General features: G+C 44.1%; 12 protein-coding genes and 1 pseudogene. 8 read left to right on the forward strand and 5 right to left on the reverse strand.

All coding sequences use genetic code 11. The annotated features are described in order from the left end of the window. Nucleotides 1-212 precede the first annotated feature (212 nt). The 4 genes from HMPREF1534_RS12235 to HMPREF1534_RS12220 all read left to right on the forward strand — a co-directional run bounded on the left by HMPREF1534_RS12235 (nucleotide 213) and on the right by HMPREF1534_RS12220 (nucleotide 7,055). Nucleotides 213-1,814: a CTP synthase gene (locus HMPREF1534_RS12235; RefSeq protein WP_005938860.1), complete on the forward strand. Its 1,602-nt coding sequence runs from the start codon at nucleotides 213-215 to the stop codon at nucleotides 1,812-1,814. Between the two features lie 38 nt (nucleotides 1,815-1,852). Then, nucleotides 1,853-3,715: a membrane protein insertase YidC gene (gene yidC, locus HMPREF1534_RS12230; protein WP_005938861.1), complete on the forward strand. Its 1,863-nt coding sequence runs from the start codon at nucleotides 1,853-1,855 to the stop codon at nucleotides 3,713-3,715. A gap of 387 nt (nucleotides 3,716-4,102) precedes the next feature. Next, nucleotides 4,103-4,735 carry an HU family DNA-binding protein gene (locus HMPREF1534_RS12225; RefSeq protein WP_005938863.1) on the forward strand — a complete coding sequence of 211 codons (633 nt, stop codon included), beginning with the start codon at nucleotides 4,103-4,105 and terminating at the stop codon, nucleotides 4,733-4,735. A 139-nt stretch (nucleotides 4,736-4,874) separates the two neighbouring features. Beyond that, the gene (locus tag HMPREF1534_RS12220; RefSeq protein ID WP_005938864.1) at nucleotides 4,875-7,055 is read left to right on the forward strand and encodes a S9 family peptidase; all 2,181 of its coding nucleotides are present in this window, start codon (nucleotides 4,875-4,877) and stop codon (nucleotides 7,053-7,055) included. A 211-nt stretch (nucleotides 7,056-7,266) separates the two neighbouring features. Here the strand turns inward: HMPREF1534_RS12220 and HMPREF1534_RS12215 are convergent, their stop codons facing one another. The 3 genes from HMPREF1534_RS12215 to HMPREF1534_RS12205 all read right to left on the reverse strand — a co-directional run bounded on the left by HMPREF1534_RS12215 (nucleotide 7,267) and on the right by HMPREF1534_RS12205 (nucleotide 10,014). Further along, nucleotides 7,267-8,085 (reverse strand): M48 family metallopeptidase, encoded by an 819-nt coding sequence (locus HMPREF1534_RS12215; RefSeq protein WP_025066852.1) that lies wholly within the window; start codon nucleotides 8,083-8,085, stop codon nucleotides 7,267-7,269. A gap of 198 nt (nucleotides 8,086-8,283) precedes the next feature. Beyond that, nucleotides 8,284-8,958, reverse strand: a complete 675-nt coding sequence (locus tag HMPREF1534_RS12210; protein ID WP_005938869.1) for a bifunctional 4-hydroxy-2-oxoglutarate aldolase/2-dehydro-3-deoxy-phosphogluconate aldolase — start codon at nucleotides 8,956-8,958, stop codon at nucleotides 8,284-8,286. A gap of 33 nt (nucleotides 8,959-8,991) precedes the next feature. Next, nucleotides 8,992-10,014 carry a sugar kinase gene (locus HMPREF1534_RS12205; protein ID WP_005938871.1) on the reverse strand — a complete coding sequence of 341 codons (1,023 nt, stop codon included), beginning with the start codon at nucleotides 10,012-10,014 and terminating at the stop codon, nucleotides 8,992-8,994. A 244-nt stretch (nucleotides 10,015-10,258) separates the two neighbouring features. Here HMPREF1534_RS12205 and HMPREF1534_RS12200 point away from each other — a divergent pair, with 244 nt between their 5' ends. Together HMPREF1534_RS12200 and HMPREF1534_RS12195 are read left to right on the forward strand one after the other, a co-directional pair. Next, nucleotides 10,259-11,338, forward strand: coding sequence for a LacI family DNA-binding transcriptional regulator (locus tag HMPREF1534_RS12200; RefSeq protein WP_005938873.1), 1,080 nt, complete (start codon nucleotides 10,259-10,261; stop codon nucleotides 11,336-11,338). A 175-nt stretch (nucleotides 11,339-11,513) separates the two neighbouring features. Then, nucleotides 11,514-12,818 (forward strand): Na+/H+ antiporter NhaC family protein, encoded by a 1,305-nt coding sequence (locus HMPREF1534_RS12195; RefSeq protein WP_005938874.1) that lies wholly within the window; start codon nucleotides 11,514-11,516, stop codon nucleotides 12,816-12,818. A 23-nt stretch (nucleotides 12,819-12,841) separates the two neighbouring features. On the opposite strand, the gene lipB is transcribed toward HMPREF1534_RS12195, so the two are convergent. Together lipB and HMPREF1534_RS21230 are read right to left on the reverse strand one after the other, a co-directional pair. Further along, on the reverse strand, nucleotides 12,842-13,495 hold the full coding sequence (gene lipB, locus HMPREF1534_RS20915) for a lipoyl(octanoyl) transferase LipB (RefSeq protein WP_025066853.1): 654 nt from the start codon (nucleotides 13,493-13,495) through the stop codon (nucleotides 12,842-12,844). Between the two features lie 69 nt (nucleotides 13,496-13,564). Then, nucleotides 13,565-13,936, reverse strand: a pseudogene (locus HMPREF1534_RS21230) (GNAT family N-acetyltransferase); the annotation flags it as partial. 64 nt (nucleotides 13,937-14,000) lie between these two features. Between HMPREF1534_RS21230 and HMPREF1534_RS12190 the strand changes: the two are divergent. Beyond that, nucleotides 14,001-14,651, forward strand: coding sequence for an HD domain-containing protein (locus HMPREF1534_RS12190; protein ID WP_005938878.1), 651 nt, complete (start codon nucleotides 14,001-14,003; stop codon nucleotides 14,649-14,651). An 89-nt stretch (nucleotides 14,652-14,740) separates the two neighbouring features. Next, the gene (locus HMPREF1534_RS12185) at nucleotides 14,741-15,298 is read left to right on the forward strand and encodes a hypothetical protein (RefSeq protein ID WP_005938882.1); all 558 of its coding nucleotides are present in this window, start codon (nucleotides 14,741-14,743) and stop codon (nucleotides 15,296-15,298) included.

Raw genomic sequence — 15,298 nt, forward strand, 5'->3', positions numbered from 1 at the left:
ACTTAATTTTCCTTATATCAAAAGACAAAAGTACTTTTAAAAACCATATCAATGACTTTTTAAAACCGGATGAAGTTTTTAAAAAGCGCTGCCGGTTACTTTTTAAACGTTCTATTACGTTTTTTTGTTGTGCAACCGGGAAATTCAGAAAAAGATTTTGTAATTTTGCAACTTCGATAATTCAAGAGAATAACATTTAAAAATATTAAGTAGTGGGAGAAACTAAGTATATCTTCGTAACTGGTGGTGTTGCCTCTTCATTGGGCAAAGGTATTATTTCATCATCAATAGGTAAATTGCTGCAAGCAAGAGGCTACAATGTTACCATTCAAAAGTTTGATCCGTATATCAACATCGACCCGGGAACTCTGAATCCATACGAGCACGGTGAATGTTATGTAACCGTAGACGGCCACGAAGCCGATCTTGACCTGGGACACTATGAACGCTTCTTGGGAATCCAGACAACCAAAGCCAACAACATTACAACCGGTCGCATCTACAAGAGCGTTATCGACAAGGAACGCCGTGGCGACTATCTGGGAAAGACCATTCAGGTTATTCCCCATATCACTGACGAAATTAAGCGCAACGTAAAATTATTAGGCACTAAAAATAAATTTGACTTCGTAATCACCGAAATCGGAGGTACGGTAGGTGATATCGAATCCTTGCCTTACCTGGAAAGTATCCGTCAGTTAAAATGGGAAATGGGACGTAACGCTTTATGCGTACACCTCACATACGTACCTTATCTAGCTGCTGCCGGTGAGCTGAAAACAAAACCGACACAGCACTCTGTAAAAGAATTGCAATCCGTAGGTATCCAACCGGATATTTTGGTACTTCGCACAGAACACGAATTGAGCACTAACCTGAAAAAGAAAGTCGCTCTATTCTGCAATGTAGACGAGAATGCAGTGGTGCAATCCATGGATATGCCTACTATTTATGAGGTTCCGGTGCGCATGCAGGAACAAGGACTGGACGTTACCATCCTACAGAAAATGGGCTTACCCGTAGGCGAGACTCCTACCCTCGGCCCGTGGAGGGATTTCCTCGACCGTCGTCACAAAGCTACTGAAAAAGTTAAAATAGGCTTAGTGGGAAAATATGATTTGCAGGATGCTTATAAATCCATCCTTGAAGCATTGTCACAGGCAGCAACATACAACGACCGCAAGGCCGACATCCACTTCATCAACAGTGAGAAGCTGACAAATGAAAATGTGGAAGAGCAAATCAAAGACATGGACGGTATCATTATCTGCCCGGGCTTCGGACAGCGTGGTATCGAAGGTAAGTTTATAGCTATCAAATACGCTCGTACACACAATGTTCCTACATTCGGTATCTGCCTGGGTATGCAGTGCATTGCCATCGAATTTGCCCGCAATGTACTGGGATATGCCGATGCCAACAGCCGCGAGATGGATGAAAAGACTCCGCACAACGTTATCGATATCATGGAAGAGCAGAAGGCTATCACCAACATGGGAGGTACGATGCGTCTGGGAGCTTACGAATGTGTGCTCGACCAGAATTCCAAAACTTTCGAAGCCTATAAGAGCGAACACATTCAGGAGCGTCACCGCCATCGCTATGAATTCAACAATGACTACAAGCAGGAATTTGAGAAAGCGGGCATGAAGTGTGTCGGTATCAATCCCGAATCAGACTTGGTGGAAATCGTTGAGATTCCTACCCTGAAATGGTTTATCGGAGTGCAGTTCCACCCCGAATACAGCAGTACTGTACTGAAACCGCATCCTTTGTTCCTGTCATTTATCAAGGCAGCCATTAATAAAGGATAAAACGAGAATTATAATATAAATAAGGTAAACAAGAAAAAATGGACAAAAACACTTTAGTGGGATTCGCCCTGATTGGTGCAGTTGTGATAGGCTTCAGCATCTACAACCGTCCCAGCCAGGAAGAAATGGCACGTGCAAAACACTACCAGGATTCCATTCAGGCTATCGCCCAAAAAGAAGCTGCCATGCAAGAACAGGCAGCACAGCAGAGTGCGGCCTATACAATACAGGCAGACTCTACCTCACTGTTCTATGGCGCGAGCCAGGGAACGGAGCAGTTGACAACACTGGAAAACGATTTGGTGAAAATCACATTTACCAATAAAGGCGGACGCGTATGCGCCGCCACGCTAAAAAATTATAACGGTCAGGACGGTAAGCCTTTGGAGCTGTTTGACGAAAAAGACTCGGGCATGAACTTCGCTTTCGAAGGAAAGAACGAAAACATTTTGACCGAAGACCTTTACTTCCGACCAACCAATGTGACCGACAGTACAGTGACGATGCGGCTGGCCACCAACGGTGCAGGCTATATCGATTTCGACTACAAGCTGCTACCCAATACCTATGTGGTGAACTTCTCCATCCGCGCCAACGGAATGCAGAATTTCTTCCCGGCAGCAGCCAACACTGTCAACATCAACTGGCATCAGCGTGCACGCCAATTAGAAAAAGGGTTCAGCTTTGAGCAACGTTATACTTCGCTCACCTACAAGCCGGTGGACAAAGGCTCGGACTACCTGAACGAAATGAAAGATGCCAAAGAAGAAGTGACCGACCGCTTAGACTGGATTGCTTTCAAAAACCAGTTCTTCTCAAGCGTACTGATTGCCGATCAGGACTTCGACAAGGCTTCACTGGTCTCTACTCCCCTAAAAGAGGGAAGCGGATATATGAAGAACTATACCGCAGACATGACCACATTCTTTGACCCCACGGGAAAACAGGCTACCAATATGCAGTTCTATTTCGGTCCCAACCATTTCAAGACACTGCTGGCAAGCAATGACTTGAGCCTTTCGCAAAAAGACCTGGAACTGGAAGATCTGGTATATTTGGGTTGGCCGATTATCCGATGGATTAACCGCTGGTTTACCATCCCCTTGTTCGACTGGCTGTCTGGTTGGGGACTGAGCATGGGTATAGTGCTACTGTTAATGACCATTATCGTAAAAGCATTGGTGTATCCGGCTACCCACAAGTCATATATGTCATCTGCCAAGATGCGCGTATTAAAGCCATATATCAATGAAATCAATGCCAAATATCCCAAAAAGGAAGATGCGCTGAAGAAACAACAGGAAACCATGGCACTTTACAGCAAGTATGGTGTCAGTCCGATGGGTGGCTGTCTGCCGATGCTGATTCAGATGCCGGTATTCATGGCGTTGTTCTTCTTCGTGCCAAACGCCATTGAACTGCGCCAGCAGAGTTTCTTATGGGCTCCCGACATGTCTACCTACGATGACATCATTCATTGGAGCACCACTATTCCTTTGCTGGGCAATCACTTGAGTCTGTTCTGTTTGCTGTTCAGCATTACTAACATCCTGAACACAATGTACACCATGAAGCAACAAGACACCGGCCAGCAGCAAATGCCGGGTATGAAACTGATGATGTATATCATGCCTGTGATGTTTATCTTTATTTTCAACGGCTACTCTTCCGGTCTGAACTATTATTACTTCATCTCCGGTTTGATAGGTATCCTGACTATGGTCTTCCTGCGCAAGACAACTGATGAGAAGAAACTTCTTGCACAATTGGAAGCCAACAAGGAAAAGAAGAAACAGAAAAACGGCGGTAAAGCCGGCGGTGGTCTGATGGCCAAGCTCGAAGCATTGCAGAAAGAGCAAGAACGCCTGCAACAGGAAAGAATGAACAAAGGAAAAAAATAAGACTCCGCAATATTCTATTTCTTTAAATAAATAATTATCAAGGGGGACGACCATTTCTCAAAGAGATTTGATCGTCCCCCTTTTTCTTTTGATGCACCAACCCGATGAGGTGCCTATGCACTAGTTGAAATCCCCCACCACACCGTCTCATACTCTTCTACCTCCCCTTGCAAAGCCTCCCTCATGCCATCACAAACCGCGAAGCTTACTGATAGACAACCGGATTATCGCCACTAATCTATAAATCACAAGCACTAATCCACAAATCAACGGCATCAACCTGTAAATCAATGATAAAAATTAGGATATACATCAGGCATATAGTAACTTTGTATATGGTATCCAAAGACATTGGATACTATTAATATCAACTTTATACAGACAATTATGGCTGAATACATCAAACAGGAAATGAGTGACCTGGACGGCTCAGGCGAACAGCGGGTATTTTATCGCATGAAAACCTATCACAACATCAATGCCCGGGAATTTGTCAGCAAGTTGGCACGTCCGGGGTCAGGACTGAGCGAGGGAAATGTACTGCATGTACTTACCACTCTTGCCGATGAACTGGCTTACTATATGGCACAGGGATACAGCGTGAGCATAGACGGTGTGGGAACATTCAAACCCACTTTGGGAATAGCCGAAGGCAAAGAAACAGACACATTGGACGGTGACGAACAAAAACGAAACGCGCGAAGCATTATGGTGAATGGAGTAAACTTCCGCGCCAGCAAAGATTTGATAAAGGAAACCGCCCGGCATTGTGAATTGAAGCGTGCCGGGGTAAGCCGCATCCACCATTCGCCCTACTCGCCGGAAGAGCGTATCACAATCGCCTTGAAATATCTGGAAGAAAATCACTTCATGCGCGTGGCGGACTATATGAAGCTGACCGGACTGCGCAAGACAAGCGCCACTCTCGAGCTGAAACGATTGAGAGAAGACCCCGCCAACGGCATCACAACGGAAGGAAAAAGAAACGGAATGATTTATGTGAAGCGAAATAATAAATAGCCATACAAACGCACAAAATACACCAACAGCCTGCTCTAAAGCAAACAAAGAAAATAACAAATATGCAAGAACATTTCACTTCACCGGCTTTTATGTGTATTTTTGCAATCATTTAATCATCAAAAAACAGCTTTTAAGTATGAATAAATCAAGCGCAACCATCATGGCAGCGGCACTTATGCTGGCTTCTTCCTGCACCGATATAAAACAGGAAGGACAGGGCTACGAGCCCATTATCGGCAAACAAGAAATTACCATCAAAGACGGTCGCCTCACTCCCGAAGCACTATGGGCAATGGGACGTATAGGTAGCCTGAGTGTATCACCCGACGGCAAGAAGATAGCCTATACTGTAGCATATTACAGTGTTCCTGAAAACAAAAGCCACCGTGTGATTTATGTAATGGATGCCGATGGACAAAACAACACCCTGCTTACCCGAACATCTTGGAACGAAGGAGAGCCCCAATGGATAAAAGGGGGAACCAAGATTGCATTTCTGTGCAATGAAAGTGGCGGCAGCCAAATTTGGGAAATGAATCCTGACGGCTCGGAACGCCGCATCATCTCCGACTTTAAAGGAGACATAGAAGGATTCTCTTTCTCACCGGATGGCAAAAAAATTCTTTTCATCTCGCAAGTGAAATATGGTCAGCGCACCGCAGACCTCTATCCTGACCTGCCCAAAGCCAGCGGTATCATTGTTAACGACCTGATGTACAAGCATTGGGATGAATGGGTGGAAACGATTCCGCATCCCTTTGTAGCCGACTTTGACGGCAACATGATGGGAACGGCCACCGACATTATGGAAGGAGAGCCGTTTGAGGCTCCGATGAAACCATTCGGCGGCATCGAGCAACTGGCATGGAGCAGCGACTCTAAACAAATAGCCTATACCAGCCGTAAGAAACAAGGACTGGCTTATGCCGTCTCTACCGATTCGGATATCTACCTTTATGATTTGGAAAGCAAAAAAACCGAGAATTTATGCAAGGACTATACTGAAAGCAGCATACCTGCTACCATGACCAATGCAATGGACGGTGCTACCCCACAAGCAGTCCAACTGACTGTAAAGGACGAGAACAAAGGTTATGACATCAATCCCAAATTCTCACCCGACGGCAAGTACATCGCATGGCAAAGCATGGAGCGCGACGGATATGAAAGTGACCGAAACCGCCTTTGTGTGATGGATTTGGGCAGCAAAAAGAAGACTTATATTACCGAGAGTTTCGAATCGGGTGTAGACGACTATTGCTGGAACAATAATTCCCAAAGCCTGTACTTTGTCGGTGTATGGCATGGTACCAGCATGATATACAGTACAAACCTGAACGGCGAAGTGAAGAAACTGACCGACGGTATGTACGATTACGGTTCGGTGGCGATGGCAGGCGATAAGGTGATTACCAAACGTCATTCCATCAGTGCAGCCGATGAAATCTATACCCTCACTCCTGCCGACGGACGGTTGGCTCAGATTTCACATGAGAATGACCACATCTTCAATCAGCTGAAATTGGGTAAAGTGGAAGAAAGATGGACCAAGACCACCGATGGCAAGCAAATGCTTTCATGGGTAATCTATCCTACCAACTTTGACCCGAACAAGAAGTACCCCACCTTGCTATTCTGCGAAGGCGGTCCGCAAAGCCCTGTCAGCCAGTTCTGGAGCTATCGTTGGAACTTCCAGATAATGGCAGCCAACGATTATATCATCATTGCCCCCAACCGTCGCGGTCTGCCCGGATTCGGTATGGAATGGTTGGAACAAATCAGTGGCGATTACGGAGGCCAATGTATGAAAGACTACCTGTCGGCCATCGATGATATCTCGAAAGAACCTTATGTGGACACAGACCGTCTGGGATGTGTGGGCGCTAGCTTCGGAGGATACTCAGTCTATTGGCTGGCAGGTCACCATGACAAGCGCTTTAAAGCGTTCATCGCACACGATGGTATCTTTAATATAGAACAGCAATATCTGGAAACAGAAGAAATGTGGTTCGCCAACTGGGATATGGGTGGCGCATACTGGGACAAGGATAATGCAACGGCACAACGCACGTTCGCCAACTCACCCCACCGTTTTGTTGATAAATGGGATACTCCCATCCTGTGTATCCACGGTGAAAAGGACTACCGCATCTTAGCCTCACAAGGTATGTCTGCCTTTAATGCGGCAGTGCTTCGCGGAGTTCCTGCCGAGCTATTGCTCTACCCGGACGAAAACCACTGGGTATTGAAACCCCAGAACGGAGTGTTGTGGCAACGTACATTCTTTAGCTGGCTGGATAAGTGGTTGAAGAAATAGTTTGCTCCCGACGTATCCGGGGGCATGTTCAAACGGTTGCTAATGCTATCATTTAGCTCTGCCACCCTGAATGAAATGAAGAATCTGATAACATTTACTTTGTGTTATCAGATTCTTCACTGCGTTCAGGATGATAAAATAATAGGCATGAAACACTTTCTGCCTTTCGCCTGTATTATATCATATATTATATTTCAGGTTATGACCGGTCTTATCGGGCTGCCTCCGGTGCTTTATTCTCCGGTTTTTCGATACCTTCTCCGGTCGCTCTTTCCTCCATACGCTTGATGCGGGCATCAAGATCAGGATGAGTAGAGAATAACTGATTCAGCTTGCTGCTTTTCTGTGCACCGGCTTCTTCCTGCAACTGTTTCAACTTTTGGAAAGACAAAGCCATCGCCCACGGATTTTTCCCTGCTTTCTTCAGGAACTCATAACCATAATCATCAGCCTCACGCTCCTGTTTTTGTGAATAAGTGGCATTAACCAATGCTTCGCCCAAATCACCCAACTGAGATTCTGTAAGTGCAGCAGCCTTACCACCTTGCGAAGAAATGCCGTCTTTCAGAGCTGAAGTCAGCAACGCAGTACGGAAACCGTTCTTGGAATCTTTGTGAGCCACGTGCCCTACTTCGTGACCGATTACACCCAACAACTCTTCATCACTCATGATGTCCATCAGAGAAGAAAAAATACGGACACTGCCATCAGCACATGCAAACGCATTCACATCAATCACATAGTATACCTTGAAATTCAAAGGAATGCCTTCCACTTCATTCAAGCCTTCGGTCAGCTTTTTCAAACGGACTGTGTATGGATCATCATCGGCACATACCTGATTGTGCTTGTCCATCCAGTCAATATATTCTTTTACATATTCTCTCATCTGCTCATCGGTCAGCGTAACTGCCTTTGCAGCTTTCACAGCGCCACCTACGGCTTTTTTCAAATTGAACTGTGCCATTGCAGGTACAGAGCAGGTCATACACAACAGTACAACTGCCAGTTTCATCAAAGTCTTTTTCATTTTCATGTGAGTTGTTAATGGTTCTTAATTCTATTTCTAAATATTAGGCAAAAGAACGAAATTATCGTTTATCCGCCAATCTTTTCATTGATATTTTAAACGAAAAGCCACCGCAAACTCAGTCTGCGATGGCTTTTACCCCTTTTTTATACACACCTTTAAACAAAATGACAGGCCAACTTACTTTTGACGCACCTGTTATTTATTAGTACGAGCTTCGGCGATGTATCCTAAAGCTTCTTTACATTTTGCAGTCACATAAGCCCAATCTTCCGCTTCCACTTTGTCTTTCGGGAAAAGCTTAGAGCCCATACCTACGCAGAAAACACCTGCCTTAATCCATGAAGTAAGATTTTCCTGAGTAGGTTCTACCCCACCGGTCACCATCAGTTTAGACCAAGGCATCGGTGCCAGCAGACCTTTTACCAACTTCGGACCAAGTACATCACCGGGGAACAGTTTGCAAAGGTCACAGCCTGCTTCTTGTGCAAACCCCACCTCAGACACGCTTCCACATCCCGGAGTATAAGCCACCAGACGACGGTTGCAAATCTTGGCTATCTCAGGATTGAACAACGGACCGACAACGAAATTTGCCCCTAACTGAAGATACAGTGCTGCCGTAGCAGAATCGACTACCGAGCCGACCCCCATTGCCATTTCGGGACACTCCTTAGCTGCATATTTCACTACCTCGGCAAATACTTCGTGAGCAAAATCACCACGATTAGTGAATTCAAACGCACGAACACCGCCTTCATAACAGGCTTTTACCACTTTCTTTGCCACTTCTGCATCTTTATGGTAGAACACAGGAACCATGCCGGTAGAACCAATCTTGTTCAATACGGCTATCTTATCAAATCTTGCCATCTCTTACTATCTTACAAATTAAATTATAACTTCTTATCGCTGAACACGTCCGCTGGCATCACCGCCTGCCAATGCTTCTACTTCTTCGGCAGAAACCAGATTGAAGTCCCCATTGATGGTGTGCTTCAAAGCAGAAGCTGCAACAGCAAATTCCAAAGCCGCACCTTGGTTGGGTTTTGTCAGCAATCCATGAATAATGCCTCCCGAGAATGAATCGCCACCACCCACACGGTCAATAATGGGATTGATGTCATAACGTTTTGATTCATAAAATTCCTCACCATTATAAATCATTGCTTTCCAACCGTTGTGAGAAGCAGAAAACGACTCACGCAAGGTTGAAATAACATATTTGAATCCAAACTCCTGCGCCATTGCTTTGAAGATGCCTTTATACCCTTCGGCATTCGTTTCGCCGGCTTCTACATTTGCTTCCGGTTTGAAACCCAGGCAAAGTTCCGCATCTTCTTCATTGCCGATACATACATCTACATACTTCATCAACGGTTTCATGACAGACTGTGCCTTTTCTTTTGTCCACAGTTTTTTGCGGAAGTTGAGGTCTACGGAAACCGTCACACCATGACGTTTGGCGGCTTCGCAAGCCAATCGGGTCAACTCGGCAGCCTTGTCGGAAATGGCGGGAGTAATACCTGACCAATGAAACCAGTCGGCACCTTCCATAATAGCATCGAAATCAAAATCAGTGGGGTCGGCCTCTGAGATAGCCGAATGTGCACGGTCATAAATAACCTTGCTGGGACGCATTGACGCTCCCGTCTCCAAATAATAGATACCCACGCGGTCGCCACCACGAGTAATGAAATCAGTCTTCACACCGTATTTACGCAAAGCATTGACAGCAGACTGACCAATTTCATGCTTCGGCAATTTTGTCACAAAATAAGCTTCATGACCATAGTTGGCGCAGCTCACTGCCACGTTTGCTTCACCACCGCCATAAACTACATCAAATGAATCAGACTGTACAAAGCGTGTGTTTCCCGGAGTTGAGAGCCTCAACATGATTTCACCTAAGGTTACTATTTTTCCCATAATTACATGATTTTAAATTGTTATTTATCTATTCGTTTCATTTTACAAATTACCAAAACACTGTTCTCCTATCCGATAATTGCCAAGACTTTAATATCTTCGCTCTATCTTCTACCCGGATATTTTATTCGTGTGCGTGCACAAAGGTACTATTTATTTTTTTAAAACCAAAAATTGTTATATATTTGTAGATGAAAAAAGTAATTTATTAGTGTATCCGAATACACTATATATAATAAGGTATATGAATAAACTGCCCGAAAGAATCAGAATTAAAGATATTGCCCGCTTAGCGGACGTATCGGTTGGCACAGTAGACCGTGTGTTGCATGGCCGCACCGGAGTTTCGGAAACCAGCCGGAAGAGAGTGGAAGAAATTTTGAAACAACTGGACTATCAACCCAATATGTATGCCAGTGCATTAGCTTCAAACAAGAAATATCAGTTTGTCTGTCTGTTTCCCCAGCATAAGGAGGGAGAGTATTGGACTGACGTGGAAGCCGGCATAAAACGTGCAGTGGAAACCTTTTCCGATTTCCATATCACGCTCTCTATCTCCTATTATGATCAATACGAGTATGCCTCTTTCACAAATTCCGGCAAAGAAATATTGGCCCGGGAAGTAGACGGAGTTTTGGTGGCGCCCACCATTCCCGAAATTACGTCACAATTTATTGAGCAGCTGCAAAAGAAAGAAATCCCTTACATCTTCATCGATTCCAATGTACCCAGCCTCCGGCCATTAGCCTTCTTCGGACAGAAATCAGAACAAAGCGGGTATTTTGCCGCACGCATGGCAATGATGCTGGGAGAAAAGCCGAAAGAAATTGTCGTGTTCCGCCAGATTAATGAAGGACGATTAGGTTCTAACCAACAGGAAAATCGAGAGAAAGGGTTCAGAAAATATATGCAGGAGCATTTCCCCGATTGCCGGATTGTTGAATTAAACCTCTACGCCAAACGCCCCGACGAGGACGAGATACTGCTGCAACACTTCTTTAATGAACATCCTCAAATCAATTGCGGCATCACATTCAACTCCAAAGTATACATTGTAGGTGAATATTTATTAAAGCACAACAAAAAAGACTTTAAGTTGATGGGATATGACCTGCTGAGCCGTAATGTATATTGCCTGAAAGAAGGAGCTGTGGATTTTTTAATAGCACAGCAGCCGTCCGTTCAGGGATACAGTGGTGTGGAAAGCCTTTGTAATCATCTCATTTTCAAAAAAGAAGTGAAACAGTGCAACTATATGCCCATTACCTTGCTGACGATAGAAAATATAGATTTCTATTTGGATGCCTATAAAAAACAAATCTGACAATTGACATATAGGGAACAATATATTCAAATTACCGTAAGTGATGTTTCAATCGTTCCGAATGGAGATATAAATGGGGAAAGAGTAACCCAAAAAAGGATAAATTAATTCCGCTGACGAGGTATAGAACAGTCTTTTTTGTAACTTTGCACCCCATTTATAAAAATAGAAATTCATGAACGGTGAAAAATTAACCCCTATAACCAATAAACCCAGTCTATGGGCACTTAGTCCGTTACTGGTATTTCTGTGTCTTTATTTGGTAACCTCTATCATTGTAGATGATTTTTATAAAGTTCCCATAACTGTTGCATTCATGATTTCCTCGGTATATGCCATCTGCATCACCAAAGGACTGAGCCTGAACGAGCGAATGTTGCAGTACTCCATTGGTGCAGCCAATAAAAACATCATGTTAATGATATGGATTTTTATTCTGGCAGGCGCTTTCGCCCAAAGTGCAAAAGACATAGGCGCCATCGATGCAACTGTTAATATGACGCTCCATTTATTGCCTGACAACCTCTTATTGGCAGGTGTCTTTTTAGCAGCCTGCTTTATATCCATTTCTATCGGAACCTCAGTAGGGACTATTGTAGCATTAGTTCCCGTAGTGGTAGGCATTGCCGAAAAAACAGACATGAACCTGGCTTTTATGGTAGGTATTGTGGTGGGAGGTGCCTTTTTCGGCGATAATCTTTCTTTTATTTCGGATACTACCATTGCAGCCACACGTACCCAAGGGTGTGCCATGCGTGATAAGTTTCGGGTAAACTTTATGATTGCTTTGCCGGCAGCATTGATTGTATTCAGCTATTATATCTTCAGAGGAATGGATATTATGACTACTCCCCAAATACAGTCGGTGGAATGGGTAAAAGTTACTCCATATCTGGTGGTGCTGGGAACAGCCATTGCCGGTATGAATGTGACCCTAGTGCTCATTTTGGGAATTGCCGCCACAGGAATCATCGGAATACTGACCGGAAGCATCAATTTCTTCGATTGGTTTGGTTCTCTGGGAACAGGTATCACAGGAATGGGTGATTTAATTATCATCACACTCATGGCAGGCGGTATGCTGGAACTGATTCGTTTTAACGGTGGAGTGGATTATATTATCCAAAAACTCACCAAACACGTAAATAGCAAACGAGGTGCAGAATTATGCATTGCAACATTAGTGAGTATTGCCAATTTCTGTACGGCAAACAATACAATAGCTATCATCACTGTAGGACCGTTGGCAAACGACATAGCTACCCGCTACAGAGTGGATAAGCGCAAAAGTGCAAGCATATTGGATACTTTCTCGTGTGTCATCCAGGGAATTATTCCTTATGGAGCACAAATGTTAATAGCTTCCAAACTGGCAGCATTGTCACCATTGAGCGTAATCGAGTATTTATACTATCCGGTTACCATCGGAATATTTGCCCTGCTGAGTATCATACTCCGCTATCCGAAGCGCTACTCTTAAAATGTTACTACACTTTTGACACATTATGATAACAGCGTGCACAATGCCTGCTTCAGACGTTCTATGACTTCCTCCATCGGAACTTCTTTGCCCAATTCCTTCTGCAAAGAAGTCACTCCCTTATTTATAAATCCGCATGGATTGATATACCCAAAATAACGCAAGTCCGTATTGACATTCAATGCCAGTCCATGCATCGTAACGAAATGACTGCTGCGCACCCCCATAGCACAAATCTTCCGTTCCCGGGGAGTTCCGATGGCAAGCCATACGCCTGTCGCTCCTTTTACTCTGCCGGCTTCTATACCATACGAAGCACAAACCTGAATCACCGCTTCCTCCAATACATGAATGTATTCTTTTAAACCCAAATGATAATCTTCCAGATTCAAAATAGGGTAACAAACCAGTTGTCCGGGACCATGATAGGTAATATCTCCCCCCCTGTCGATATGATAAAGCGTTGCACCAATAGCTTGCAGTTGTGCCTCACCCAACAACATATTCGCATCTTTTCCGCTCTTCCCCAACGTATAGACATGTGGATGTTCCACAAAAATGATTCTGTTCTCGTATGGTTTTCCTTCCTGCTTTGCTTCCACCAATGCATTGAAAAGCACAGTCTGCCTTTCCCAAGCCTCGGAATAAGGTACTGTTCCCCAATTTTCTATTTTCATGTTTTCCTTTAATTTTAAATGTAATATAGGATACGGTTCACCTGACGCGTCAGTAGCATCTCTGCCTATCACCTTAAATCCTAAGTGACGGTAAAAGCCATAAGCCTGTTCATTCTGTTCATTTACATCAACATAACGCACGCGACAAGAGTTAATGGCATACTTCAGTAATTTCTTCCCCACTCCCTTTCCCATAGCTTGAGGGTGCACAAAAAGCATCTCCAGCATATCCCCGTTTATCCCCATGAAGCCTTCTATCCGTTCCGGTCCTCGCACCGTGTAAACAGGCATACTACGAAGATAAACACTCCACACCAACGGTTTGAGCTTCAGAATATATTGTTCGGGGATAAAATGATGAGTAGCACGCACCGACGCTTCCCACAGCTCGGTAAGTTCTTCAAAATCATCAGCAGTAGATAAAGTAACACACATAAGCATTCATTATTTTCTGCAAAGAAAAGATATTTATCGTATATTTGCAACTCCAAACAAGCTAAAGAATATGGCATTATCCAATAAAGAAATACCAACAGACCTACGTGAATATATCGAAATAAACATTCTTCCCCAATATGCGACTTTTGACAAGGCTCATCGTCTGAATCATGCCGAAAAAGTAATAGAAGAAAGCATGAAGCTGGCACAATATTATGAAGTAGAGCCCGCCATGGTATATACCATTGCAGCCTACCATGATTTGGGCTTATGCGAAGGGCGGGAATTCCATCACCTGATTTCGGGAAAGATTCTGGCAGCCGACGAAAAACTACGGAAATGGTTTAGTGAAGCACAACTACAAACCATGAAAGAAGCCGTGGAAGACCATCGTGCGTCAAACAAACAGGCTCCTCGAAGTATGTATGGGAAAATTGTGGCAGAAGCCGACCGGATTATCAATCCCGAGGTGAGTCTGCGCCGTGCCATCCAATATGGTTTATCCAACTATCCCGAACTGGACGAAGAAGCACAATACGAGCATGCCGTTGCCCACCTGCGAAGCAAATATGCCTACGGAGGATACCTAAAATTATGGATACCCCAATCTTCCAATGCCTACCAGTTGGAAAAGTTGCGTGCTATATTGACAGATGAGAGCAAATTAAGAAGCATCTTTGAAAGACTCTACAAAGAGGAGATACAACAAAGAGAATAACACAACTATTTATTCCTAAAAATTACGAAAGTGTCTACAGGATTACAGAAAGAAGAGTTATCTTTGTCACAACAGAATGTTTATGAATTATGAAAAAGTTTATATTATCCGTCTCATTGTATTTACTATCTTTGGCGGCCTCTGCACAGTCGGAAGTACCGACCGACACCATCCACGGCATATCTATGGATAATTACAAAATATATGATGACGGTTTTATTCTGGATATGGGGATGAAAATAGCAACCCCCATGCGTCTGATACCTCCACAGCTCACTTATGATGCCCACAGTGTGAAAAGCTCCAAAGATTATTATAAACTGTTTCAGCTTGACCCGAATATCACTTACGGAAAAGAAAATGCTACAATATTCTCACGTGGATATTCCGGCTTCGGAATGTATGGATTCGGAGCTTATGGTTTCGGCCCTATGCCTCCTACCCTGCAAAGTGCTACTTTCAAACTCAAAAACGGATGGAAAATAACAACCTATGGAGAATATGATGCGGATGGTAATAAAGTTAGAAACCCAAGTGCACTGCCGTGGGAAAAGAATAACTTTAACGGTGCTTTCGAGATGAAATCGGAGAATGGTAATTTCGGTATCCGTATAGAAGTACAAAGAGGACGAACGACACCTTACTGA

Source organism: Phocaeicola massiliensis B84634 = Timone 84634 = DSM 17679 = JCM 13223, assembly GCF_000382445.1.
GTDB lineage: Bacteria > Bacteroidota > Bacteroidia > Bacteroidales > Bacteroidaceae > Phocaeicola > Phocaeicola massiliensis.